The sequence below is a fragment of the Nonomuraea sp. NPDC003709 genome, assembly GCF_040610775.1.
Lineage (GTDB): Bacteria > Actinomycetota > Actinomycetes > Streptosporangiales > Streptosporangiaceae > Nonomuraea > Nonomuraea angiospora_A.
This window is the reverse complement of sequence record NZ_JBEXMW010000016.1, coordinates 283,203-307,353: the sequence shown is the minus strand read 5'-3', so window position 1 is coordinate 307,353 and position 24,151 is coordinate 283,203. Positions and strand designations below refer to the sequence as shown.

At 70.8% G+C, this 24,151-nt stretch carries 27 protein-coding genes; 11 read left to right on the top strand and 16 right to left on the bottom strand.

All coding sequences use genetic code 11. The features are described 5' to 3' along the window. The first annotated feature begins 266 nt into the window (after positions 1-266). The gene (locus ABZX61_RS40545) at positions 267-2,837 is read left to right on the top strand and encodes a BTAD domain-containing putative transcriptional regulator (RefSeq protein WP_355201867.1); all 2,571 of its coding nucleotides are present in this window, start codon (positions 267-269) and stop codon (positions 2,835-2,837) included. Here ABZX61_RS40545 and urtE read toward each other — a convergent pair. The 5 genes from urtE to urtA are packed head-to-tail and all read right to left on the bottom strand — an operon-like array spanning position 2,834 to position 7,273. Further along, positions 2,834-3,523: an urea ABC transporter ATP-binding subunit UrtE gene (gene urtE / locus ABZX61_RS40540; protein ID WP_355201865.1), complete on the bottom strand. Its 690-nt coding sequence runs from the start codon at positions 3,521-3,523 to the stop codon at positions 2,834-2,836. The genes ABZX61_RS40545 and urtE overlap by 4 nt on opposite strands. Then, complete coding sequence (gene urtD / locus ABZX61_RS40535) at positions 3,501-4,250, bottom strand: urea ABC transporter ATP-binding protein UrtD (protein ID WP_355201863.1); 750 nt, start codon at positions 4,248-4,250, stop codon at positions 3,501-3,503. The genes urtE and urtD overlap by 23 nt, the downstream gene beginning before the upstream one ends. Further along, positions 4,234-5,259, bottom strand: coding sequence for an urea ABC transporter permease subunit UrtC (urtC, locus tag ABZX61_RS40530; RefSeq protein WP_355201862.1), 1,026 nt, complete (start codon positions 5,257-5,259; stop codon positions 4,234-4,236). The genes urtD and urtC overlap by 17 nt, the downstream gene beginning before the upstream one ends. Then, a complete protein-coding gene (gene urtB / locus ABZX61_RS40525) occupies positions 5,256-6,104 on the bottom strand; it encodes an urea ABC transporter permease subunit UrtB (RefSeq protein ID WP_319713349.1) in 849 nt (282 codons plus the stop codon). Before urtB ends, urtC begins: the two co-directional genes overlap by 4 nt. After that, complete coding sequence (gene urtA / locus ABZX61_RS40520) at positions 6,104-7,273, bottom strand: urea ABC transporter substrate-binding protein (RefSeq protein WP_350725339.1); 1,170 nt, start codon at positions 7,271-7,273, stop codon at positions 6,104-6,106. The genes urtB and urtA overlap by 1 nt, the downstream gene beginning before the upstream one ends. Positions 7,274-7,508: 235 nt before the next feature. On the opposite strand from urtA, the gene ABZX61_RS40515 reads away from it, so the two are divergent. The 7 genes from ABZX61_RS40515 to ABZX61_RS40485 all read left to right on the top strand — a co-directional run bounded on the left by ABZX61_RS40515 (position 7,509) and on the right by ABZX61_RS40485 (position 12,744). After that, positions 7,509-7,811 (top strand): urease subunit gamma, encoded by a 303-nt coding sequence (locus tag ABZX61_RS40515; protein ID WP_080041930.1) that lies wholly within the window; start codon positions 7,509-7,511, stop codon positions 7,809-7,811. Further along, positions 7,808-8,119 (top strand): urease subunit beta, encoded by a 312-nt coding sequence (locus tag ABZX61_RS40510; protein ID WP_350724958.1) that lies wholly within the window; start codon positions 7,808-7,810, stop codon positions 8,117-8,119. Before ABZX61_RS40515 ends, ABZX61_RS40510 begins: the two co-directional genes overlap by 4 nt. Then, positions 8,112-9,818, top strand: coding sequence for an urease subunit alpha (locus ABZX61_RS40505; protein WP_355201859.1), 1,707 nt, complete (start codon positions 8,112-8,114; stop codon positions 9,816-9,818). The genes ABZX61_RS40510 and ABZX61_RS40505 overlap by 8 nt, the downstream gene beginning before the upstream one ends. Positions 9,819-9,822: 4 nt before the next feature. Further along, positions 9,823-10,680 carry an urease accessory UreF family protein gene (locus ABZX61_RS40500; protein WP_355201857.1) on the top strand — a complete coding sequence of 286 codons (858 nt, stop codon included), beginning with the start codon at positions 9,823-9,825 and terminating at the stop codon, positions 10,678-10,680. Positions 10,681-10,696: 16 nt separating this feature from the next. Beyond that, positions 10,697-11,371 carry an urease accessory protein UreG gene (gene ureG, locus ABZX61_RS40495; protein ID WP_355201855.1) on the top strand — a complete coding sequence of 225 codons (675 nt, stop codon included), beginning with the start codon at positions 10,697-10,699 and terminating at the stop codon, positions 11,369-11,371. Then, positions 11,371-12,117: an urease accessory protein UreD gene (locus ABZX61_RS40490; RefSeq protein WP_355201853.1), complete on the top strand. Its 747-nt coding sequence runs from the start codon at positions 11,371-11,373 to the stop codon at positions 12,115-12,117. The genes ureG and ABZX61_RS40490 overlap by 1 nt, the downstream gene beginning before the upstream one ends. A 156-nt stretch (positions 12,118-12,273) precedes the next feature. Next, positions 12,274-12,744: a hypothetical protein gene (locus tag ABZX61_RS40485; RefSeq protein ID WP_355201851.1), complete on the top strand. Its 471-nt coding sequence runs from the start codon at positions 12,274-12,276 to the stop codon at positions 12,742-12,744. Between the two features lie 47 nt (positions 12,745-12,791). Here the strand turns inward: ABZX61_RS40485 and era are convergent, their stop codons facing one another. The 8 genes from era to ABZX61_RS40445 all read right to left on the bottom strand — a co-directional run bounded on the left by era (position 12,792) and on the right by ABZX61_RS40445 (position 18,805). Next, positions 12,792-13,709, bottom strand: coding sequence for a GTPase Era (gene era, locus ABZX61_RS40480; RefSeq protein WP_350724946.1), 918 nt, complete (start codon positions 13,707-13,709; stop codon positions 12,792-12,794). A gap of 9 nt (positions 13,710-13,718) precedes the next feature. After that, positions 13,719-14,174, bottom strand: coding sequence for an NUDIX domain-containing protein (locus tag ABZX61_RS40475; protein ID WP_355201849.1), 456 nt, complete (start codon positions 14,172-14,174; stop codon positions 13,719-13,721). A gap of 29 nt (positions 14,175-14,203) precedes the next feature. Continuing rightward, entirely contained in the window at positions 14,204-14,521 is a 318-nt protein-coding gene (locus ABZX61_RS40470; protein WP_192791110.1) for a cytidine deaminase, read from the bottom strand. Between the two features lie 75 nt (positions 14,522-14,596). Next, a complete protein-coding gene (locus tag ABZX61_RS40465; protein WP_350724941.1) occupies positions 14,597-15,226 on the bottom strand; it encodes a hypothetical protein in 630 nt (209 codons plus the stop codon). 337 nt (positions 15,227-15,563) lie between these two features. After that, a complete protein-coding gene (locus tag ABZX61_RS40460; RefSeq protein ID WP_355201846.1) occupies positions 15,564-16,859 on the bottom strand; it encodes a hemolysin family protein in 1,296 nt (431 codons plus the stop codon). Then, positions 16,856-17,332 carry an rRNA maturation RNase YbeY gene (gene ybeY, locus ABZX61_RS40455; protein ID WP_350724937.1) on the bottom strand — a complete coding sequence of 159 codons (477 nt, stop codon included), beginning with the start codon at positions 17,330-17,332 and terminating at the stop codon, positions 16,856-16,858. The genes ABZX61_RS40460 and ybeY overlap by 4 nt, the downstream gene beginning before the upstream one ends. Further along, positions 17,329-18,369, bottom strand: coding sequence for a PhoH family protein (locus ABZX61_RS40450; protein ID WP_185071921.1), 1,041 nt, complete (start codon positions 18,367-18,369; stop codon positions 17,329-17,331). The genes ybeY and ABZX61_RS40450 overlap by 4 nt, the downstream gene beginning before the upstream one ends. A gap of 91 nt (positions 18,370-18,460) precedes the next feature. Next, positions 18,461-18,805, bottom strand: coding sequence for a histidine triad nucleotide-binding protein (locus tag ABZX61_RS40445; RefSeq protein ID WP_350724934.1), 345 nt, complete (start codon positions 18,803-18,805; stop codon positions 18,461-18,463). 280 nt (positions 18,806-19,085) lie between these two features. Between ABZX61_RS40445 and ABZX61_RS40440 the strand changes: the two genes are divergently transcribed. Both ABZX61_RS40440 and ABZX61_RS40435 read left to right on the top strand, forming a co-directional pair. After that, a complete protein-coding gene (locus ABZX61_RS40440) occupies positions 19,086-19,598 on the top strand; it encodes a SigE family RNA polymerase sigma factor (RefSeq protein WP_049573205.1) in 513 nt (170 codons plus the stop codon). Continuing rightward, positions 19,595-20,251 (top strand): hypothetical protein, encoded by a 657-nt coding sequence (locus tag ABZX61_RS40435; RefSeq protein ID WP_355201844.1) that lies wholly within the window; start codon positions 19,595-19,597, stop codon positions 20,249-20,251. The genes ABZX61_RS40440 and ABZX61_RS40435 overlap by 4 nt, the downstream gene beginning before the upstream one ends. Positions 20,252-20,257: 6 nt before the next feature. Here ABZX61_RS40435 and ABZX61_RS40430 read toward each other — a convergent pair whose 3' ends face one another. From ABZX61_RS40430 to hrcA, 3 genes are read right to left on the bottom strand one after another with little or no spacing between them, the layout of a single operon-like run. Beyond that, entirely contained in the window at positions 20,258-20,983 is a 726-nt protein-coding gene (locus ABZX61_RS40430) for a 16S rRNA (uracil(1498)-N(3))-methyltransferase (protein ID WP_355201842.1), read from the bottom strand. A 1-nt stretch (position 20,984) separates the two neighbouring features. Beyond that, entirely contained in the window at positions 20,985-22,124 is a 1,140-nt protein-coding gene (gene dnaJ, locus ABZX61_RS40425) for a molecular chaperone DnaJ (protein WP_350724929.1), read from the bottom strand. A gap of 11 nt (positions 22,125-22,135) precedes the next feature. Beyond that, entirely contained in the window at positions 22,136-23,149 is a 1,014-nt protein-coding gene (gene hrcA / locus ABZX61_RS40420) for a heat-inducible transcriptional repressor HrcA (protein WP_350724927.1), read from the bottom strand. A gap of 158 nt (positions 23,150-23,307) precedes the next feature. Between hrcA and ABZX61_RS40415 the strand changes: the two genes are divergently transcribed. Next, the gene (locus tag ABZX61_RS40415; protein WP_355201839.1) at positions 23,308-24,138 is read left to right on the top strand and encodes a hypothetical protein; all 831 of its coding nucleotides are present in this window, start codon (positions 23,308-23,310) and stop codon (positions 24,136-24,138) included. Positions 24,139-24,151: the final 13 nt, after the last annotated feature.

The window sequence follows — 24,151 nt, the reverse complement described above, 5'->3', positions numbered from 1 at the left end:
GCGATGAGCAGGAGCATCGGACCATCCAGGCCGGACCGGACGCCCGCGGGTGTGAGGGACCCCGCCCCCGCATCCCCGGACCACGGACACGATCCGTGCCGCCCGGACGCGGCGCGTATGCGGGCGACCAGAACGCTCAACACCGTTCGGAGCGTTCGGCTGAGCACATGCACCTCAGGCTCAGTCCATAGGAACGGTCGGTGGGAGTGAGAGCAGCAATCAGTTGTGCCATTCTGATCGACGTCTCCTCCTCCAAGGAAGGTCGCGTGGAATTTCGCATCATGGGGCCGCTCGAAGTGCTCGACGGCGACGGCCAGGACCGCACCCCCACCGTGCCGAAGCACCGCGATCTGCTGGCGATGTTCCTGCTGAACGCCGGGCGCCCGCTCAAGGTCGAGCGGCTGCGCAGGCTGCTGTGGCCGCGCGAGGACGGCGACCGCTCCGACTCGCTGGTGCGCGGCTACGTCGGCCAGCTCCGCCAGCTCGTCGGGAAAGACGTGATCACGACCGTGGCGGGCTCGTACGTGCTGGCGCTGGGCGACGGGCAGCTCGACGTCGACCGGTTCCGGCTGCTGGTGGACAAGGGGGCCTACGAGGAGGCGCTGAGCCTGTGGCGGGGCGAGGTCCTGGAGGACGTCGACCCCGAGGGCGAGCGGTGGGTCGAGACGCGCCGGCTGCGCGAGGAGCTGGAGGAGCTGCGATTACTGGCGCTGGAGCGCCGGGTGCAGGCCGACCTGGACGCCGGCAGGCACCGCGAGCTGCTCGGCGAGCTGCGCCGGCTGACCAGGCAGCACCCGATGTGGCAGCGCTTCCGCGGCCAGTACATGCTGGCCCTCTACCGCAGCGGCCGCCGGGTGGACGCGCTGGCCGCGTACGCGGTGCTGCGTGACCAGCTCGACGGCGGGCTCGCGATCGAGCCCGACTCCGAGCTGCAGCTGCTCTACCACCGCATGCTGCACGACGACGTGTCGCTGCACGTCTCGGCCGGCCCGCCGGTGCTGCTGCCCCCCGACGTGACCGGCTTCACCGGCCGGGGCGAGCTGCTCGACGAGGTGGTGGGCGGCCACGTCGTGGTGCACGGGCAGGCGGGCGCGGGCAAGTCGGCGCTGGCCGTGCACGCGGCCTGGCGGGAGCGGGAGAGCTTCCCCGACGGCATCCTGTACGCCGACCTGCGCGAGACGACCACCCCGTCGGCCGTGCTGGAGGACTTCCTGCGCTGGCTGGGCTGCCCGGCCCAGGCGATCCCGGCGTCGCAGGAGCAGCGGGAAAGGCTCTTCCGCACCTACACGGCCAACCGCAGGCTGCTGGTGCTGCTCGACAACGCCTCGGGCGAGGCGCAGGTGCGGCCGCTGCTGACCTCGTGCCCGACGATCGTGACCAGCCGGTCCTCGCTCGGCGGCCTGACCGGCGCGCGGCGGCTGTCGGTGGGCGTGCTCGGCGCCGCCGAGGCCATCGACCTGCTGGTGAGCGGCTCGGGCCGGCCGGCCGACGACGCCATGACCCGGCTGGCCCGCTTCTGCGGCGGCCTGCCGATCGCGCTGCGCATCGCCGGCTCCCGGCTGGCGGCCCGGCCGGAGTGGACCGTCGACTACCTGGTGGCCCTGCTGGAGGACGAGCACGAGCGGCTCGACCGGCTGCACGCGGGTGACCAGGCGGTGCGCAGCGTGTTCGCGATCGGCTTCGACGGGCTGCCCGAGTCCGCCCGGCTGACGCTGCGGGGGCTCGGCGCGCTGTCGGCCCCCGACTTCGCCGACTGGGTGACCGAGCAGCTCGGCGGGCAGGCCGAGGCGCTGGTGGACGCGGGCCTGCTGGAGACGCACGGCGTGGACGTGGCGGGCCAGGTCCGCTACCGGCTGCACGACCTGACCAGGCTCTTCGCCCGCGAGCAGCCCGTGCCGGGCGTGCTGGGGCGGCTGTCGGAGGTGGTGCTGGCCAGGGTGCGGGCCTCGCGGTTCTCGCTGGTGTCGGGCGATCCGGCCACGGCCGTGGCCACCAGGGACATCAGGGAGTCGGTCGAGTGGCTGGCGGCCGAGCGGGCGTTCCTGGTGAGCCTGGTCGCCGACCTGCACGCGGCGGGGCTCGACGAGGGGTGCTGGCGGCTGGCGCACCTGCTGGCTCCCTACCTGGAGCGCCACCGGTTCCTGGACGACTGGCGGGCGGTGGCCGCGCGGGCGCTGGAGGCGGCGCGGCGCTCGGGCGACGACCGGGGCGAGGCGCTGGTCCTGCTGGACCAGGGCGACCTGCACCTGGCCGAGCGGGAGTGGGAGCTCGCGCACGGGCGGCTGCGGCTGGCGCTGGGCATGTTCCTGCGGCAGGGCCGGACCCGCGAGGTGAACCACACCAGGCGCCGGCTCGGCCGCGTCCATCTGGAGCAGGGGCGGCTGGAGGACGCCGAGCGCGCCCTGCGCACCTGCCTGGAGGGCGCCGACAACCAGCGGGACGCCGCCGACGCCGAGCGCGTGCTCGGGGCCGTGCTGCGCCGCGCGGGGCGGCTCGACGAAGCCGCCGAACGCCTGCGGGCCGCCGTCAAGCACCTGGAGGAGCTGGGCGACCGGCACCGGCAGGCCGACACGCTGCTCGACCTGTCCGCGACGCACCTGGCGCAGGCCGCCAAAACGGACGCCAGGGCCGCCGCCGAGCAGGCGAGGAGCATCGCCGTACGCCTCGGCGACCGGCTGCTGGACGCGCACGCCCTGCTGGCCCTGGCCAGGCTGAACCGGGCCGAGGGCGCGGCGGGGCGGGCGCGGGAGCTGGCCGGGGCGGCGCTGGAGGTGTTCGAGCGGACCGGCGACCGCCAGGGCGCCGCCAACGCCCGCGCCCTGCTGGCCCAGGGTTAGACCGCGAGCAGGCGGCGGACGTCCTCCCGGTGCAGCTCCTCGGCGGCCCCGGTGCGCACGACGTGCCCGCCGTCGAGGATGACGAACGTGTCGGCCAGCCGCAGCGCGATGTCCAGGTACTGCTCCACCAGCAGCACGGCCAGCCCTGCGGCGTGCAGCCGCTCGATCGCCGCCTCGATCTCCAGGATGATCGACGGCTGGATGCCCTCGGTCGGCTCGTCGAGTATGAGCATCCTGGGCCTGGTGACCAGAGCCCGGGCCATGGCGAGCTGCTGCTGCTGGCCGCCCGACAGGTGGCCGGCGCTCCGTTTGAGCAGCGGCTTGAGCGCGGGGAACACGTCCAGGGCCTCGTCGATGGCCTCTTTGGTCACCTTGGCGGCCTCCATGGTGACCAGCAGGTTGCCCAGGACCGAGAGCTGGGGGAAGCACTGATGGCCCTGGGGGACGTACCCCATGCCGAGCCTGACCCGCTCGTGCGGTTTCAGCCGGGTGACGTCGCGGCCGTCGAACGTGACCGTGCCGGCCGTCGCCGGGATCACGCCCATGACGGTGTTGAGCAGCGTGGTCTTGCCGACGCCGTTGCGTCCCATGACGCACACGAGCTGTCCAGGCCCGACCTCCAGAGAGACCCCGAACAGTACGCGTGCCCTCCCGTACCCCGACTCAAGGCCGGTCACCGACAGCATCGCTGGCCCTCCTCCCCAGGTAGACCTCCTGGACGCGGGGGTCGGCGCTGACCTCGTCGACCGACCCCTCCACGAGCACCCTGCCCTCGTGCAGCACGGTCACCGTCGAGGCGTGCCGCCGAAGGAACTCCATGTCGTGCTCCACCACGATCACCGTGTGGTCGGCGGCGATCTGGGTGAGCAGCTCCCCCGTGCGCTCCCGTTCGTCGCTGGACATGCCCGCCACCGGCTCGTCCAGGAGCAGCAGCCGGGGGCGCTGCGCCAGCAGCATGCCGATCTCCAGCCACTGGCGCTGGCCGTGCGAGAGAACACCGGCCGAACGTTCGGCGAGATCTTCGAGTCCGGTCCTGGCCAGCGCCTCCTCGACGGCCTCCGACACGCCCTTGCGCCGCCTGGCCAGCGACCAGAGCGGCTTGCGGAAGCTGGCCGCGAGGTCGAGGTTCTCGACCACGGTCAGCTCCTCGAACACGACCGACGTCTGGAACGTGCGGCCGACGCCCAGGCGGACGATCTGGTGCTCCTTCCTGCCGACCAGGTCGTGCTCGCCGAACCGCACGCTGCCCGCCGCCGGCCTGGTGAGCCCGGTGATCACGTCGATCAGCGTGGTCTTGCCCGCGCCGTTGGGCCCGATCAGGAAGCGCAGCTCGCCCTCGGGCACGGTCAGGTCCACGCCGTCGAGCGCCCGGAACCCGTCGAAGACGACCTGGACGTCACGCAGTTCGAGCACGCCGCCACCTCCCCACCAGGCCCACGATCCCCTTCGGGGCGAGCGTCATGACCAGGATGAACAGCGCTCCCTGCAGGTAGAGCCAGCCGTCGGCGAACTGCTCGCTGAACGCCGTCTTGGCGTAGCCCATGACGACCGCGCCGAGCACCGCGCCGGCCAGCGCGTGCCGTCCGCCGACCGCCACCGCGACGACCAGTTCCAGCGAGGGCACGACGCCGAGCAGCGCGGGCGAGATGATGCCGACCACCGGCACGAACAGCGCGCCCGCCAGCCCCGCCATGCCCGCCGAGGCGGCGAAGGTGACGGTCTTGACCAGGGCCGGGTCGTAGCCGAGGAAGCGCACGCGATCCTCCCCGTCCCTGACAGCGACGAGGAGCCGGCCGTAGCGGCTGTTCACGAGCTGGCGGGTGGCGAGGTAGAGGACCCCGAGGACGACCGCCACCACGATGTAGAGCACCCGCTGCGTGGAGTCCTCGGCCAGGTCCTGGCCGAACAGCTCGAAGAAGTTCGTCATGCCGTTGGTGCCGCCGGTCAGGCCCTGCTGGCCGACGAGCAGGATGACCATGGCGGCGGCCAGCGCCTGGGTGAGGATCGCGAAGTACGCGCCCCGCACCCGCTGCCTGAACACCAGCGTGCCCAGAATCAGCGCGATCGCCATGGGTCCCAGCACGGCCATGGCGAGGGCGAAGACCGGGTTGGCGAACGGCGCCCACAGCGTCGGCAGCTTCTCCACCCCGCTCCACACCATGAAGTCGGGCAGCCCGCCGCCGGCCTCGGTGAGCTTGAGGTACATCGCCATGGAGTAGCCGCCGAGCCCGAAGAAGACGCCCTGCCCGAGGGCGAGCATGCCGCCCTGCCCCCAGGCCAGCCCGATCCCGAGCGCGACGATCGCGTAGCAGAGGTATTTCGCCAGCAGCCCCAGCCGGAACGGCTCCAGCAGCAGCGGGGCCGCCACCAGAGCGATCACGGCCACGGTCGCGAAAGGCAGATTTCTCTTGATCACGTTCATGTGAGCACCCTTGACCGGAGCACGAACATGCCCTGCGGGCGCACCTGCAGGAACGCGATGATCACGGCGAACACGATCACCTTCGCCAGCGAGGCGTCCGACCAGAACTCGGCGTAGGAGTTCAGCAGCCCCAGCCCGATCGCGGCCAGCACGGCGCCGCGCAGCTGCCCGAGCCCGCCCGCCACGACGACGAGGAACGCGTCCACGATGTAGTACGTGCCGAGCGCCGGCCCGACGGGCCCGATCAGCGTCAGCGCCACCCCGGCCACGCCCGCCAGCCCGGACCCGATGAAGAACGTCAGCATGTCCACCCGGCCGGTGTCGATGCCGCTGGTCGCGGCGAGCTGCCGGTTCTGCACGACGGCCTGGGTCCGGCGGCCGAGCCCGGTGCGGTTGAGGTACAGCCAGACCGCCACCACGCCGGCGATCGCGAGCCCCATGATGAACAGCCGGTTGTAGGGCAGGATGCCCACTCCGCCCGCGAGCCAGGAGGGGGCGGGCACCTGCACGTTCGGCGCGCCGAACAGGTCGCGGGCGAGCTGCTGCAGCACCAGGCTGACACCCCAGGTGAGCAGCAGCGTGTCCAGCGGGCGGCCGTAGAAGTGCCTGATGGCGGCCCGCTCCAGGATCAGCCCCATGAGCCCCGCCACCAGGAACGCCGCCGGCAGCGCGAGCACCAGGTCCTGCAGCAGGAACGCGGTGTACGCGCCCGCCATGATGAACTCGCCGTGCGCCATGTTGATCACGCCCATCTGCCCGAACGTGAACGTCAGCCCGAGCGCGATGAGCAGCAGCACCGCCCCGATGGACAGGCCGATGGGGAGCTGGTTGAGGAAGGCCGGCATCACTGCCCCGCCGCCAGGCCGGAGGCCCAGGAGTAGCCCTTGAGGTACGGGTCCGGCTTGATCGGCTTGCCGGAGTCCCACACCTGCTTGATCAGGCCGTCGGGCTGGACGATGCCGATGCGGGCGGTCTTGTACATGTGCTGGTTCTCGCCGTCGATGGTGACCAGGCCCTCGGGGCGTTCGAGCGAGATGCCGGGCGCGGCCTTCTTGACCGCCTCGACCTCGGTGCTGCCCGCCTTCTTGACCGCCTCGGCCCACAGGTAGACCGCGTTGTAGCCGGCTTCCATGGGGTCGGAGGTGACCTTGTTCTGCCCGTACTTGGCCTTGTACGCCTTGACGAACGCGTCGTTGGCCGGGGTGTCGGTGGTCTGGTAGTAGTTCCAGGCGACCGGCTGGCCCACGATGTTGTCCACGCCGATGCCGGTGACCTCCTCCTCGGCGATGCTCACCGACAGCACCGGCATGCTGTCGGCGGACGAGCCCGCGCTCTTGAGCTGCTTGAAGAAGGCCACGTTGCTGTCGCCGTTCAGGGTGTTGAAGACGGCGTCCGGCTTGGCCTGCATGACCTTGTTGACCAGCGTGGAGTATTCGGTGTGGCCGAGCGGCGTGTACTCCTCGCCGAGGATCTCCATCCCGTTCGCCGCCGCGTACGCCTTGATGATCTTGTTCGCGGTCCGCGGGAAGACGTAGTCGCTGCCCACCAGGAACAGCTTCTTCTTGCCCTGCTCCTTCAGGTAGTCGAGGCCGGGGATGATCTGCTGGTTGGTGGTGGCGCCCGTGTAGAAGATGTACGGGGAGCTCTCCAGGCCCTCGTACTGCACCGGATACCAGAGCAACGCCTTGTGGCGCTCGAAGACCGGCAGCATGGCCTTCCTGCTGGCCGAGGTCCAGCCGCCAAAGACGGTGGCGACCTTGTCCTGCCTGATCAGCTTGGTGGCCTTCTCCGCGAACGTGGGCCAGTCGGAGGCGCCGTCCTCCACCACGGGGACGAGTTGCTTGCCGAGCACGCCGCCGGCCTTGTTGATCTCTTCTATGGCCAGGAGTTCGGCGTCGCGGACGGTGACCTCGCTGATCGCCATCGTGCCGCTGAGCGAGTGGAGAAGGCCCACCTTGATCTCCTTGGAGTCGGCGGGCTTGGCATTCGATCCGCAGGCCGCGAGGGCCAACACCAAGGTGGCGGAGACAATCGGACGGGAGATGCGCACAGCCGTTCCTTCCTGCCGACCGTTACTGGGAGAAAGGTGACTCCACGAGATTTCCCGAGTAGATCGCGGTTGTTAAGACGCGTTTGCCGATTGTTCACAAATGCACTTAATCCGAAATATGGGGGTTGAGTCGCAGTGCGAAACCAACACGACATGCCCCGGCAACAGCCACGAAACCGCCGGTTCCTATGGTCCGGCCATGCGGCTTACCTCACACGAGCAGGAACGGCTGCTCATCCACGTCGCCGCCGGGGTGGCGCGCGAGCGGCAGGCCAGAGGCCTGCGCCTGAACCACCCCGAGGCTACCGCCATCATCGCGTCGTTCCTCATGGAGGGGGCCAGGGACGGGCGCTCCGTGGCCGACCTCATGGAGGCCGGACGGTCGGTGCTCGGCCGGGCCGACGTCATGGAAGGCGTGCCGGAGATGCTGGAGAGCGTGCAGATCGAGGCGACGTTCCCCGACGGCACGAAGTTGGTCACCGTACACAGGCCGATCCCGTGATCCCGGGCGAGTACGTGCACCCCGAGGGCGCTCACACCCTCAACCCCGGGCGCGAGCGCCGCACGCTGCGGGTGGTGAACACGGCGGACCGGCCGGTGCAGGTGGGCTCGCACTACCACTTCGCGGCCGCCAACCCGGGGCTGGAGTTCGACAGGAAGGCGGCCTGGGGCATGCGGCTGGACGTGCCGGCGGGAACGGCGGTCAGGTTCGAGCCGGGCGTCGAGCGCGACGTGACGCTCGTGCCGCTGGCGGGCAACCGGGTCGTGCCCGGGCTGCGGCCGGAGTGGGCAGGGCCGCTCGATGGCTGACATCTCGCGCGCCCGGTACGCGGCGCTCTACGGCCCCACGGTCGGCGACCAGATCCGGCTGGCCGACACCGACCTGTTCATCGAGGTCACCGAGGACCTGTCGATCGGGCCCGCCGGGCCGGGCGACGAGGCGGTGTTCGGCGGCGGCAAGGTCATCCGCGAGTCCATGGGACAGGCGCGGACCACCCGGGCGCAGGGCGCGGCCGACCTGGTCATCACCGGCGCGGTGATCCTCGATCACTGGGGCGTGGTCAAGGCCGACGTCGGCATCCGCGACGGCCGCATCTACGCCATCGGCAAGGCCGGCAACCCCGACACGATGGACGGCGTCGACCTGGTCATCGGGCCGTCCACGGAGGTGCTCGCGGGCAACGGCAAGATCCTCACCGCCGGGGGCGTCGACTCGCACGTCCACCTGATCTGCCCGCAGGTCCTCGACGAGGCGATCGCCTCCGGCGTCACCACGATCGTCGGCGGCGGCACCGGCCCCGTCGAGGGCACCAAGGCGACGACCGTCACCGGAGCCTGGTACCTGGGCCGGATGCTGGAGTCGCTGGACGCGTACCCGCTGAACTTCGCGCTGCTCGGCAAGGGCAACACGGTCTCCACGGACGGCCTGACGGAGCAGCTCGAGGCCGGGGCCTCCGGCTTCAAGCTGCACGAGGACTGGGGCTCGACGCCGGCCGCCATCGACGCCTGCCTGAGCGTGGCGGACGCGTCGGGGGTGCAGGTGACGCTGCACACGGACACGCTGAACGAGGCGGGGTTCGTGGAGTCCACGCTGAAGGCCATCGGGGATCGGATGATCCACGCGTACCACACCGAAGGGGCCGGCGGCGGGCACGCTCCCGACATCATCCGCGTCGCCTCCTACCCCAACATCCTGCCCTCCTCCACCAACCCCACCCGGCCGCACACCGTCAACACGCTGGACGAGCACCTCGACATGCTCATGGTGTGCCACCACCTCAACCCGTCGATCCCGGAGGACCTGGCCTTCGCCGAGTCGCGCATCAGGCCGGCGACGATGGCCGCCGAGGACGTGCTGCACGATCTGGGGGCGATCTCGATGATCGGCTCGGACTCGCAGGCGATGGGGCGGATCGGGGAGACGATCATCCGCACGTGGCAGACGGCGCACGTCATGAAGGGCCGCCGGGGGTCGCTCGGTGGGCCCGCGGACAACCTGCGAGCCCGCCGCTACATCGCGAAATATACGATTTGTCCGGCTATCGCCCACGGGCTGGACGGCGAGATCGGCTCCGTTGAACGCGGCAAGCTCGCCGACCTCGTCCTCTGGGACCCGGCGTTCTTCGGGGTCAAGCCCGACCTCGTCCTCAAGGGCGGCGTGGTGGCCTGGGCGCAGATGGGCGACGCCAACGCCTCCATCCCGACGCCGCAGCCGGTGCTGCCCCGTCCCATGTTCGGCGCCTCACCGGTGACCGCCGCCGCCACCTCGCTCCACTTCGTCGCGCCGCTGGCCCTGGAGTCGGGCCTCGCCGACCGGCTGTCCGTACGCCGCCGCCTGGCTCCGGTGGCGGACGTACGACGGCGCGGCAAGTCCTGGATGCCGCTCAACGACGCCATGCCCCGGATCGAGGTGGCGCCCGACACGTTCGAGGTCCGCATCGACGGCGACCTCGTCGAACCGGCCCCCGCCACCCGCCTTCCCATGGCCCAGCGCTACTTCCTCTTCTGATGCCATGAACCCAGCGCTGCTCCTCCTCGCCGACTCCCGCCTCCCGGCCGGCGGCCACGCCCACTCGGGCGGCACCGAACAGGCCATCACGTCGGGAGCGGTCTCCGACGTGCCCTCACTGGCGCGTTTCCTCCGCGGCCGCCTTCACACCACCGGCGCCCTCGCCGCCACCCTCACAGCCGCCGCCCACACCCAGGCCACCACCCCAGGGCCGACCACCACCACTGGGGCGGGGGCCGACGCCGAAGTCGGTCAGGTCGCGGCCGGGGCGCCGTGGGTGCTGCTCGACGCCGAGGTCGATGCCAGGACCGCCGCCCCCGCCCAGCGGGACGCGTCCAGGACCCAGGGCAGGCTCCTCCTCAGGGTCGCCCGCCGCGTGTGGCCGTCACCGGTGCTCGATGAGCTGGCGCGGGCCGTACCGAGCCCTCATCACCCGATCGCCCTCGGAGCGGTGGCGTACGCGGCGGGCGCCACGGCCGAGGAGGCGGCCACGGCGGCGGCGTACCACGCGATCAGCGGCCCGGCCACGGCGGCGGTGCGGCTCCTGGGCCTCGACCCGGTGGCCGTGCACGGGCTCCTGGCCGACCTCACCCCCGACCTCACGGCCGTCGCCACCGAAGCCCACCTCGCCGTGACGAACGCCCGCTCCGCCGCTCACCCCGACGTGACGAACGCCGACTCGACCGCCCACCCCACCGTGACGGACACCGACTCGACCGCCCACCCCGGCCCCACGAGCCAGACCCCGGACCCCGCGGACCCGCCCCCCTGGTTGGCGGCGCTCCCTGCGTACTCGTCCCCAGCCCTTGACCTCCTGGCCGAGCAGCACGCGCGCGCCGAGGTCAGGTTGTTCGTCTCCTAAGGAAGGATCCCCAGACATGGGTGCCAATCATGACGACCACCACCACGCCCCCGACGGCCGCGGCCGGGCGCTGCGGCTCGGGGTGGGCGGCCCGGTAGGGAGCGGCAAGACGGCCCTGGTGGCCGCGTTGTGCAGGACGCTGGGCCCGTCGCTGTCCCTCGGGGTGGTGACGAATGACATCTACACCACCGAGGACGCCGACTTCCTGCGCCGGGCGGGTGTGCTCGACCCCGACCGCATCCTCGCCGTCGAGACCGGTTGCTGCCCCCACACCGCCATCCGCGACGACATCGCCGCGAACCTCGACGCCGTGGAGACCCTGGAGCACCGCTTCGGCCCGCTGGACCTGGTGATCGTGGAGAGCGGCGGCGACAACCTGACGGCCACGTTCAGCCGGGGGCTGGCGGACAGGCAGATCTTCGTCCTGGACGTGTCGGGCGGCGACAAGGTGCCGCGCAAGGGCGGTCCGGGGGTGACGACGGCGGACCTGCTGGTCGTCAACAAGACGGACCTGGCCCCGATGGTGGGCGCCGACCTGGGCGTGATGGATCGGGACGCGGCGGCGGTACGCGGTGACAGGCCGGTGCTGTTCACCTCGATCAGGCAGGAGCCCACCGCCACCACGGTCGCTTCCTGGGTGTCCGAGCAGGTGACGGCCTGGTCCCACACCCACGCGGCCCCCGTCTCCTGATGCCCGCCAGCGCCCGGCCCGGCCGCCGCGGGATGAGGGCGAGCGCCGCCGTCGCGACGGCCTCGTCCCCGGATGGCCGGACCCTCATCCGCCGGCTGGCCTCGGCGCCCCCGCTGACGCTGCGCCAGACGGGGCCGTACACCGTGCATCTCATCTCCACGGCGGCGGGCCCGCTCGGCGGCGACCGGCTCTCCCTGGACCTGGACGTCGCCCCGCGCACCACCCTGGAGCTGGGCTCGGTCGCCAGCACCCTGGTCCTGCCGGGGGACGGCACGTCCGAGATGCTGGTCACGGCCCGGGTGGGGGCGGGCGCCACACTCCGCTTCACCCCGGAGCCCACGGTGCTCGCCGCCGGGTGCGAGCATCGGCTCCTGGTACGCCTCGAGCTGGCGGCGGACGCCGAGGTGCTGTGGCGCGAGGAGATCGTCTTCGGCCGCCACCGCGAGGTCTCGGGGCGTTGCCATGCCCGCTTCGACGCGACGTGCGACGGCCGCCCGGTGCTCCGGCAGGAGTTCACCGTGGGCGACCCGGCCGTGGACACCTCCCCGGCCGTCTACGGCTCTGCCCGCTGCGTCGGCACCACGTTCCTCACGACGTCCGCCAAGGAGCCGGTGGTGGCCGAGGGCGTCGCCGTCCTGCCCCTGGCCGGTCGGGGCACGCTCGTGTCCGCCCTGGCCGCGGACGCCGTCCAGCTCCGCTCCCGCCTCGAATGGGGCGAACGCACCACCCTCACCCGGGAGCCCTGACCAGGCGAACCCGTCAAGACAAGAGCGGCACCCCCGCATCGCCCAGCCCCGGCAGCCGATGACGGCACCCGGTAGCGGCTGCGGCGGTTGGCGGTGATGGTGACGACCCCGTTGCGTTCGGTGGTGGGAGGCGCGGGTCCGGCTTACAGTGATCGTGTGGCCGATTACCTCCAGCCTGCCCCCGCCGAACCGGCGGCCCGCCGCGGCTACGCCCTGGCCGTCGTGGTGGCCGGAGCGCTGCTGGTGTTCTGCGCCGTCCTGCCGTGGTCCGGGCTCGAGGTGCGCAGCGAGCTGATCGGCGGCGGGCTGGCCAACGACATCCGCGGCATCGACGACACGTTCGGCGTCTACACGCTGGTGGCGGGCCTGGCGGCGTTGGGCTGCGGCATCGCCGGGCTGCTCACCCGCCCCAGGGTCGCCGCCCTGGCCGCCGTCCCGGGGGCGGCGGCGGTGGCGGTGCTGGTGCTCTTCATGACCGACGGGAGCGGCGTCCGTGACCGGCTCTCCTTCGACCTGGGCCAGGTGCTGTCGGTCGGGCCGGTGATCAAGTTCGGCTGGTTCGCGGCCATGGGCTGCGCGGTGGCGGTCGTCGTGCTGTCCGTCGTAGCGCTGCTCCGCCGCCCCTGAGCTGATCAGCCGGCCGTCCCGGTGCCGGTCCGCCGCCCCCGAGCTGATCAGTCGTAGAAGCCCAGGCGCCGCAGCTGCTTGGGGTCGCGCTGCCAGTCCTTGGCCACGCTGATCCGCAGGTCCAGGTAGACGCGGGTGCCGAGCAGGGCCTCGATCTGCTTGCGGGCCTTGGTGCCCACCTCGCGCAGCCGCTCGCCCTTGTGCCCGATGACGATCGCCTTCTGCGAGGGCCGCTCCACGAACAGGTGCGCGTAGATGTCCAGCAGGTCGTCACGCCCCTCCCGGGGCATCATCTCGTCGACGACCACGGCGATCGAGTGGGGCAGCTCGTCGCGTACGCCCTCCAGCGCCGCCTCCCTGATCAGCTCGCCCACCAGCACCTGCTCGGGCTCGTCGGTGAGCTGGCCGTCCTCGTAGAGCGGCGGCGACTCGGGCATGTGCTCGATCAGCACGTCGGCCAGCACGTCGAGCTGCTCGCCCGACTGTGCCGACACCGGCACGATCGCGGCGAACTCCCCCACCTGCGACACCGCCAGCAGCTGCTCCGCGATCTGCTCCTTGGACGCCAGGTCGCACTTGGTCACGACCGCCACGACCGGCGTCTTCTTCACCGCCGCGAGCTTGTCGGCGATGAACCGGTCGCCCTTGCCGATCGGCTCGTTGGCGGGCACGCAGAAGCCGATCGCGTCGACCTCGGTCAGCGTGGACAGCACCAGGCTGTCGAGCCGCTCGCCGAGCAGCGTGCGCGGACGGTGCAGGCCCGGCGTGTCGACGATGACGAGCTGGGCGTCGGGCCGGTGCACGATGCCCCTGATGGTGCGCCTGGTCGTCTGCGGCTTGGACGAGGTGATCGCCACCTTGCTGCCGACCAGGGCGTTCATGAGCGTGGACTTGCCGACGTTCGGCCTCCCCACGAAACAGGCGAATCCGGCGCGATGGTTGTCTGGCGAAGTCACATTCTGCATTGTGGCCTATCAGCGGGCATGCGCACGCCACCAGGCGAACGCCTGGGGCGCGGCGATCGGGGTCCAGGGCGTCGTCGGCAGCTCCGAGAACTCCTGCTCGGTCACCCATCGGTAGTCGTTGATCTCGACCCCGTCCGGCTCCGGCCTGGCGGAGCCCGGGGCGATCACGCAGGCGTAGGCGGCGATGACGTAGCCGACCTGATGGCCGTTCGGGTAGACGGTGCGGAACTCGGGGCCGCCGAACACGCCGATCAGGCCGCGTACCTCGATGTCGATGCCGAGCTCCTCGTGCAGCTCCCTGACGATGGCGTCCTCGGGCCGCTCGTCAGGGTCGATGCCGCCGCCGGGCGCGGCCCAGAGGCCGACGTCGCCGTGGCGGGCCACCAGGAGCCTGCCCGCGTCGTCGAACACGAAGCCCGCCGCCGACGGCAGCATGAGCAGATCGGTGCCAACCTTTTCCCGCAATTTCGCCAAAAATGGCGACATCGGCATGATCAGCCCCGCAGCTTCCCGTCGGGACCGGCCACGAGCAGCGCCTTGACGCCCAGCTCCGCGGCCACGGCCTCGTCGGCGGCGCTCGGCGCGCCCTCGCTCACCAGCGCCACGGCCTCCAGGGACCGCGCGCCGCTGGAGACCGCCATGGCCACGGCCACCTGCACCGCCGACAGCGTGAGCGCGTCCAGCGCCACGTCGGTCGCCGAGTACGTACGGCCGGTCTCGTCGCGTACGGCGGCCCCTTCCGCGGACTCGTTACGCGCTCGGGCCGCCCGGGCCAGAGTGATGATCTTGCTGTCTTCAGGATCGAGTGTCACGGGAACAAGGCTACGAGAAATCCGCCAAGCGGAGTGCCCCCGCAGCCTCGACCAGGCATGGCAGCAGGTTTCCTGTCAGTGGGTCCCGGTCATGGAGATGACCGCGTCGACCACCTCGCTGGTACGGGCCGCGTCCACGTCGTTCATGCCCGTGTGCACGACCGAGACCAGCGTGTCGCCCACCCGCGACAGCACGACGTCCATCGCGTACGGGTAGCCGTTCAGGCGCCCGCTCAGCCGCGCGCCCACGGTCTCGTCGGCCGCGTTCTCGACCGGGAGCTCCTGCGAGCGCAGGTCGGTGCCGGAGGACGTACGTACCTCCCGGCACGACTCCAGGGCCTCGGCCAGCGCGTCGAGGTGCTCCTCGGCCTCCCCGTCCGCGTACCGGGCCAGCCCCACCCCGGCCTGCTCCCCCAGCCCGTCACCGCGGTAGCTGACCGCGGCCTCGGCCGTCAGCGCCTGCCGCGGCGCCAGCCCCCCGACGGGCTCGAGCACGGCCTTGCAGTTGCTGTCGGCCTGCGCGAACGGCATCCGCCACGCCTGCTCGGGCCGGGCCGTGAAGCCGTCGGGCAACGGCGGCTCCTTGCTGAGCACCTCGCGCAGGTGCGCGGTGGCCTGCGCGTCGAGAGCGCTCCCCGTCCCCCCGCTGACGCACCCCCCCAGAACGCCGGCCAGCAGGGCACAGGCGATGATCTCGCGTTTCATGATTCCCCCTGGATCGCAGCCTCCCCCACCGACGAATGCGGCAATCCACCGGAGCTTCCACCAATGCGCAAAAAGGGTGCCCTCACCCGGTTTTCCGGACGAGAACACCCTTTACGCCGACCTGCGTCCCAGCCGGCTGGGCAGCCGGCCGGGACACCGTCGTTCCCCCCAGGGTCATCCTCCCGCCGCGAACCCCACCCGGCGTTCGGATGCTTTCCCCTCTGACACCCACCGCACTGGATGTCGTGGTTAGAGAGTGCCCGGACCGGCTTGCAGAAGACTTGTAGAACGCTTGCGACCTTTCGTCCGCCTTCGTCCGGACCCGCCCTGAGACAGGTCAGTCGTGTTCGGCGCCGACCGGTTCGGTGTCGTCCTCCGAGGGCTTGGCACGGCGGACCACCACCGTGCTGATGCGGTTGCGGCGGCCCGCCAGGCTCTCGGCGGTGAGCATGAGCCCGGCCACCTCGGCCTGCGACCCGGCGATGGGCACCCGGCCCAGAGCGTGGGCGAGCAGCCCGCCCACGGTCTCCACGTCGTCGACCTCGATCTCCGTGTCGAACAGCTCGCCCAGCTCGTCGACCGGCATCCGGGCCGTCACCCGCATCCCGCCGTCGGACATGGGCTCGACGCGGGGCGCCTCCTGGTCGTACTCGTCGGTGATCTCGCCGACGATCTCCTCCAGCACGTCCTCGATCGTGACCAGCCCGGCGGTGCCACCGTACTCGTCGATGACGATGGCGATGTGGATCTGGCGCGCCTGCATCTCCCGCATGAGCTGGTCGATGGGCTTGCTCTCGGGCACGTACGCGGCCGTCCGCATGATCGACTCGACCGTGTCCTCGCCCCCGCCCTCGCCGGACTCGTGGATCTTGCGGGCGATGTCCTTGAGGTAGGCGATGCCGATGACGTCGTCCTCGTTCTCGCCCACGACGGGGATGCGGGAGAACCCGCTGCGCAGCGCCAGCGACAGGGCCTGGCTGATCGACTTGCCGCGTTCGATGTGGACCATGTCGGTGCGCGGCACCATGACCTCGCGCACCAGCGTGTCACCCAGCTCGAAGACCGAGTGGATCATCTCGCGCTCGTCCGGCTCGATCACCCGGCGCTCCTCGGCCAGGTCGACCAGCTCGCGCAGCTCGGCCTCCGAGGTGAACGGCCCGTCGCGGAACCCCTTGCCGGGGGTCAGGGCGTTGCCGAGCAGGATGAGCAGCTTGGGCAGCGGGCCGAAGATGCGGGTCAGGCCGTAGACGATGGGGGCGCTGGCCAGCGCGACCGGCTCGGCGTGCTGGCGGCCAAGCGTACGCGGCATGACACCGACCACGACGTAGCTGACCACGATCATCACGACCGCGGCCCAGACGTACGCCCAGCCCTGGTCGTGCATGAGGTCGATGAACAGCAGGGTCGCGATGACCGTGGCCACCAGCTCGCAGCTCAGCCTGAGCAGCAGGAGCAGATTGAGGTAGCGGGGCGGGTCGTTGACGATGGCCTGCAGGCGCACCGCGCCCCGCCGGCCCTCACGCACGTATTCCTCGGTGCGCACCCTTGAGATGCGCGTCAGTGCCGTCTCCGCGCTGGCGATCAGGCCACCGATGATCACGAGCGCGATGGCCGACAGCAACCAGGCGTTCACTGCGGGTTGCGCACCTCCTGCCACGACTCCAGGAGCCGGGCCTGCAGGCCGAACATCTCCTTGTGCTCCTCGGGCTCGGCGTGGTCGTAGCCGAGCAGGTGGAGGATGCCGTGGGTGCACAGCAGCTCCAGCTCGTCGGCCGCGCTGTGGCCCGCCTCCTTGGCCTGCCGGGCGGCCACGTGCGGGCATAGCACGACGTCGCCGAGGAGGGCCGGGTCGGCCGGGCTCTCGGAGTCGCCGCGCGCTCCGCCGCCGGGGCGCAGCTCGTCCATCGGGAACGCCAGCACGTCGGTCGGGCCCGGCTCGCCCATCCACTTCTCGTGGAGCTCGGCCATGGCGTCCTCGTCGACCACCACGATGGACAGCTCGGCGAGCGGGTTGATGCCCATCTCGCCGAGCACGTGAGCGGCCAGGGCGGAGAGCTTCTCCTCATCGACCTCTACGCCGGACTCGTTGTTGATCTCGATGCTCATGGTCGCCGCTTCCCCCGGTGCTGGATGCTCTTGGGCTCCTGCGCGGCCTGCGTGGCGTCGTAACGCCCGTACGCGTCCACGATCTCGCTCACCAGCTTGTGGCGGACCACGTCGGCGCTGGACAGGCGCGCGAAGTGGATGTCGGGGATGCCGTCGAGGATCTCCTGGACAACCCGCAGCCCGCTCACCGTGCCGGCGGGCAGGTCGACCTGCGTCACGTCACCGGTCACCACGATCTTGGAGTTGAACCCGAGCCGGGTGAGGAACATCTTCATCTGCTCGGCCGAGGAGTTTTGCGCCTCGTCGAGGATGATGAACGCGTCGTTGAGCGTGCGTCCGCGCATGTACGCCAGCGGCGCGACCTCGATCGTGCCCGCGGCCATCAGCTTGGGGATCGAGTCGGGGTCGACCATGTCGTGCAGGGCGTCGTAGAGCGGCCGCAGGTAGGGGTCGATCTTCTCGTACAGGGTGCCGGGCAGGAAGCCCAGCCGCTCGCCGGCCTCGACGGCCGGGCGCGTCAGGATGATCCGGTTGACCCGCTTCTCCTGCAGCGCCCGCACGGCCTTGGCCATCGCGAGATAGGTCTTTCCGGTGCCGGCGGGGCCGATGCCGAACACGACCGTGTGCTTGTCGATCGCGTCGACGTAGCGCTTCTGGTTGACGGTCTTCGGCCTGATGGTGCGCCCGCGCGAGGAGAGGATGTCGAGCGACAGCACCTCGGCGGGACGGTCGGAGGTCATGCGGAGCATGGCGATGCTCCGCTCGACCGCGTCGGGGGTGAGCTCGCCGCCGCTGCGCAGGACCTCGACCAGCTCCTCGAAGAGCCGCACCACGGTGCCGCTCTCGTCGGGGCTGCCGGTGACGGTGATCTCGTTACCCCGTACGTGGATGTCGGCCCTGAAGGCACCCTCGATGACGCGTAGCAGCTCGTCGCGGGAGCCCAGGAGGCTGACCATCGGGTATTCGTCCGGAATCAGCACCTTGGCTTGTGTGCGCGAGGGAGGTGCCGTACGTCGGGATTCGTGTAGTTCGGACATGGGCAGGCCCGCGGCCTGATGCCTCCAGGTCTCTTGCGTTGTTCGTCTGAGCCCATGGTATCCGGGACGAGGCCGATTGCTCTCCCCAATATCAGCCGGGGGGCCAGGTGAGGCCGCGCCCGCCCAGGACGTGGGCGTGCACGTGGAAGACCGTCTGCCCGGCGCCGGGCCCGGTGTTGAACACCACGCGGTAGCCGCCGTCGGCCACGCCCTCCTGCACGGCCACGGCGTGGGCGGTCTTGAGCACGTCGTCGGCCAGCCCGTCGTCGGCCTTGGCGAGCTCCGCGGCGTCGCGGTGGTGCTGCTTCGGGATGACCAGCACGTGGGTCGGGGCCTGCGGGTTGACGTCGCGGAACGCCAGCGTCCTGCCGGTTTCGTAAACGATCTCGGCGGGAATCTCCTTGGCGACGATTTGACAGAAGAGGCAATCGCTCACCCGGCCACCTTATCGAGACCCCCGACGCACGGAACCCGTTGCGAATCGGTAATCAGCTGTGTCGTGCGCAGGAAGATCCACACGGTTAGGGTAAGTGTGCGACACTTCAGCAAAAAAAGAGACGATTCAGGGTCGGGCGAGCGCCACCTGGCGAGGACACGACTGGGTAATGCACCCTAAGGAACCGGGGAAACCTCAAGAACCGGAAGAGCGTAAACCCTCTGGGAAGGCCGCGCGTCCCACTGATGTGACCACCGAAACCCTTCTGGCCGACAGGTCGATGGGGGCGGTGCCGGTCGGGTGGGATGCCGACATGGCCGTGACCGCGCTCTATAGCGCGCATTTTCGGTCGTTGGTGCGTCTTGCCGTGTTGCTGGTGCGAGACATGGCAACAGCCGAGGAAGTCGTGCAGGATGCGTTCGTCGCCATCCATGGCGCCTGGCGCAGGCTGCGTGACCCCGACAAGGCACTGGCCTACCTCCGTCAATCCGTCGTCAACCGGTCCCGTTCCGTGCTGCGTCACCGCGCGGTCGTCGAGAAGTACGCTCCCAAGGGTCTGCCGGACGCCCCGAGCGCCGAGAACGGCGCGATCGGCGAGCTGGAACGCTCCGCCGTCATCGAGGCGTTACGGGCCCTGCCGACCCGACAGAGAGAAGCACTGGTTCTGCGGTACTACGGTGATCTGTCCGAAGCTGAGATAGCCCATGCGATGGGCATCAGCAAGGGCGCGGTCAAGAGCCACACCGCACGTGGCATGGCCGCCTTGCGATCCGTTCTGGAGAAAATGTCATGACCCAGCCCCCCGACGAGCACGGAGATCTCCTGCGCCGTGCGCTCCGCGCGGAGGCGGACGCGGTCGTGCCCTCGCCGGACGGACTGGAGATCATCCGCACCCGCATCGAGCGGCGCGGCGTCCGCAATCTGTTCTGGTGGCGAGCGGGCGCGGCCGCCGCCAGCGCCCTCCTGGTGGCGGGAACGATCGTGATGGCCGTTCCCAGCCTGCGCTCGCAGATCATCGACCAGCCCGCCAAGTGGGTGGACAGCGAGACGACCTCCAAGGTCCCGTCCAACTCCTCCACCACCCGCTCCCAGGAGCCGCCGCCCAGGCAGCCGACCAGCCACGACCAGCACCCGGTGGGAATCCCCGAGATCCCCTCCAAGAGCCCGACGCCCCGGCCCACGAAGAGGGCCGAATCGACCAGCCGGCCCTCGCCGACCCCCACCCCCACGACGACCGAGTGCCCGTCACCCCTGGCCGAGCAGGTCGAGCCGCCGTCCGACTGCCCCACGGTCTCGCCCACCCCGGCCCCGTCGACGTCGACGTCGGTGGAGGAGACCCTGCAGCCCACGACGTGCCCGGCCGACGAGTGCCCGCCCGACGACATCACCGACAGTCCGACCGACGTGACCAGCCCGTTGGTGGACGCCTCTCACCCGACGCCCTGAAAGGCTCTACCAGCGTCCGGTACGCGTGAGCAGCACTGAGGCCGCCGCCACCCCTGCCGTGGACGTACGCAGCACCGTGGGCCCCAGCAGCACGGACACCGCCCCTGCCGCCCGGAACCCGGCCAGTTCGTCGTCCGAGACGCCCCCTTCGGGCCCCACGACCACCACGATGTCGCCTGACGCGGGCAGCGCCACGCCGGACAGCGGCTCGGCCGCCTCCTCGTGCAGCACCAGCCCCAGCGCCGCGCCCGCCAGCAGCTTGTCGACCTGCGCGGTGGTGGCGGGCTCGGTCACCTCGGGTAGGTGGAACCTGCGGGCCTGCTTGCCCGCCTCACGAGCCGTCGAGCGCCACTTGTGCAGCCCCTTGGCGACCTTGTCGCCCTTCCACTGGGTGATGCTGCGCGAGGCGGCCCAGGGCACGATGACGTCCACGCCCGCCTCGGTCATCATCTCGACGGCCAGCTCGCCCCGGTCGCCCTTGGGCAGCCCCTGGACGACGACCAGCCGCGGCCGCGGCGGCTCGACCTCGTAGCGGCGCAGCACGTCGAGCCTCAGCGCGTCCTTGAGGACCTCGCGTACGACGCACTCGGCGACCGCGCCGGCACCGTCCGTCAGATCGATCCGCTCGCCGGCCCGCAGGCGCCGCACGGAGGCCGCGTGGCGCCCCTCCGGGCCGCCGAGCGTCAGCTCAGGCCCGTCCAGCTCCTGCGACAGGAACACCGGGACGGTCACGTCACCTGCCGTTGAAGGCGTCGCGCAGCCGCGAGAAGAAGCCCTGCTGGCCGGGGGCGAACTTGCCCGGCGGCCGCTCCTCGCCCCGCTGCTTGGCCAGCTCGCGCAGCAGCTCCTCCTGCGCGGGCTCGAGGCGGGTCGGGGTCTCGACGTTGACGTGGATCAGCAGGTCGCCGCGGCCGGACTCGTTGAGCCGCTGCACGCCCCGCCCGAACATGGTGATGACCTGGCCCGACTGCGTGCCGGGGCGGACATCGACCTCCTCCGAGCCGTCGAGCGTCTCGACCGCCAGGATGGTGCCGAGCGCGGCCGCCGTCATCGGGATCTGCACGGTGCAGTGGAGGTCGTCGCCGCGCCGCTCGAAGATCTCGTGGGCGCGCTCGACGATCTCGAGGAACAGGTCTCCGGGCGGGCCGCCGCCGGGGCCGACCTCGCCTTCGCCGGCGAGCTGGATGTGGGTGCCGTCCTCGACGCCAGCGGGGATGCGGACCTTGATCGTACGGCGGGTGCGCACCCGGCCGTCGCCGGAGCACTCCTGGCAGGGGTGGCGGATGATGGTGCCGAAACCGCCGCACTGCGGGCAGGGCCGCGAGGTCATGACCTGGCCCAGGAACGAGCGGGTGACCTGGGAGATCTCGCCGCGCCCGTTGCACATGTCGCAGGTGTCGGGGTGGGTGCCGGGCGCCGTGCCGGCCCCGTGGCAGACCTCGCAGAGCACGGCCGTGTCGACGACCAGCTCACGCGTGGTGCCGAACGCCGTCTCGCGCAGGTCGAGCTCGACCCGGATGGTGGCGTTGCGTCCCCTGCGGGCACGCGAGCGCGGGCCCCTGGCGCCGGCCGCGGTGCCGAAGAACGCGTCCATGATGTCGCTAAAGGGGAAGCCCGCTCCGAAGCCGCCGGCGCCCGCGCCTGCTCCGGCGCCGCCGAAGGGGTCGCCACCCAGGTCGTACATCTGGCGCTTGTTCGGGTCGGACAGCACCTCGTAGGCCTGCGTGATCTCCTTGAACCGCTCCTGGGTCTCAGGATCGGGGTTCACGTCGGGATGCAGCTCGCGGGCAAGTCGGCGATAAGCCTTCTTGATCTCGTCCTGACTGGCGTCACGGCGCACCCCGAGGGTGGCGTAATAGTCGCTGTTTGCCACTTATCGACCTCTTATGATGCAGCCAGGATCTGGCTGACGTAGCGTGCCACCGCGCGCACGGCTCCCATCGTCACTGGGTAGTCCATCCTCGTGGGCCCCAACACCCCGAGCCGGGCCAGTTGGTTGTCGCCTGAACCGTATCCGGTCGCGACTATGGATGTCCCCCGCAGATAGGGGTTTTCGGAGCCGATGCGCACGGTGAGCGCGGACGGTGTGTCTGCGGATGTCTCGCCGAGCAGCCTCATGAGCACGACCTGCTCCTCCAGCGCCTCGAGCACGTCGCGCAGGCCGATCGAGAAGTCGGCGCCCGCGAGGTTGGCCGCGCCGGCGAACACGATCTTCTCGTCGTGCCGCTCGACCAGCGTCTCCAGCAGCACCGACAGGATCGTCGCCACCACCGGGCGGTCTTCGAGAGGGAGCCGCTCGGGCAGGTCGGCGACCAGCTCGGGCACGTTGCTCAGGCCGCAGCCGTCGAGGCAGGCGTTGAGGACCGCGCGCAGGTGGGCGATGCGGGTGTCCTCCACCACCTCGGGCAGCTCGATGACGCGCTGCTCGACGCGACCGGTGTTGGTGATCAGCACGAGCATGACCCGCCGGTCGTTCAGCGGCACCAGCTCGACGTGCCGGACCGTCGAACGCGTCAGCGTCGGGTATTGCACCACCGCCACCTGCCTGGTCAGCTGCGCGAGCAGCCGGACCGTGCGGGTGACCACGTCGTCGAGGTCGACCGCACCGGCCAGGAACGTCTCGATGGCCCTGCGCTCGGCCCCGGACAGGGGCTTGACCTGCGAGAGCCGGTCGACGAACAGCCGATAGCCCTTGTCGGTCGGCACGCGGCCGGCGCTGGTGTGGGGTTGGGTGATGTAGCCCTCCTCCTCCAGCGCGGCCATGTCGTTCCTGACCGTCGCCGGGGAGACTTTCAGGTTGTGGCGCTCGGCGAGCGCCTTGGAGCCCACCGGTTCGTTGGTGGACACGTAGTCTTCGACAATGGCGCGGAGCACCGCCAGCTTCCGATCGTCGAGCACGTGCTCACCTCCTGCCTCTGACATCCGAGGAACGCAACCATCTAGCACTCTGTGTTCCTGAGTGCCAAGTGTACGGCTCTCATCCACAAGGTGCGATAACACAAGGTCGCAACCAGGCTCCTAGCTTCTTACAAGCGGCAAGTACCACACTTGCCGACATGAGCGACAACTCCCCGCCTCCGCCGTACGGGCCCCAGCCCGGCTCCCAGCCGGGTTACGGCCCGCAGCCCGGGTCCCAGCCCGGCTATGGCCCGCAGCCCGGGTCCCAGCCCGGCTACGGCCCTCAGCCCGGATCGCCGCCCGGCTACGGCCAGCCACCGCCCCAGTACGGGCCGCCGCCGCAGTACGGGCCTCCTCCTCAGTACGGCCCGCCGCCCCAGTACGGCCCACCTCCTCAGTACGGACAGTACGGCCAGCAACCCCAATTCCCCGCACGAATCGACTCGAAAGCCATCAAACCGCGACTTTGGTGGATCGGGCTCGTCTGGGGCATCGCCGTGGTCTGCACCATCGCAGGCGTCGTCCTGTTCACCACGGGCATCGTCAGCAGCGTCAGCAACATAGCCCCCACCAGGACGTTCGCGTCCGGCGAAACCGTGACGGTGCCGATCGACCCGGCGACCAAACCCGCCGTCTACCTCTCCAGCGACACCGCCGTCCACTACGAGTGCCAGATCACCAACGGAGCCAGGCTCGCCAAGACCACCGGCACGCAGACGGTCACGGCCGGGTCCGTCAAGTGGGAGCAGATCCTCGTGATCAACGCGCCCACCAGGGGCGACTACCAGCTGTCCTGCACCACCCAGGAGCAGGCCGACGTCCGCTACGGCGTGGGCCGCGAGCTGACCTCGGCCGCGGGCGGCATCGCCGGCGGGGTGATGGCGCTCATCCTGATCCCCGGGGCGGGACTGCTCATCGCCATCGCCGGCACCATCATCGTGCTGGTCCGTCGCAGCGGCGCGCGCAAGCGCCTTGCGGTCGGCGGGTGATTTGCTACGGTCC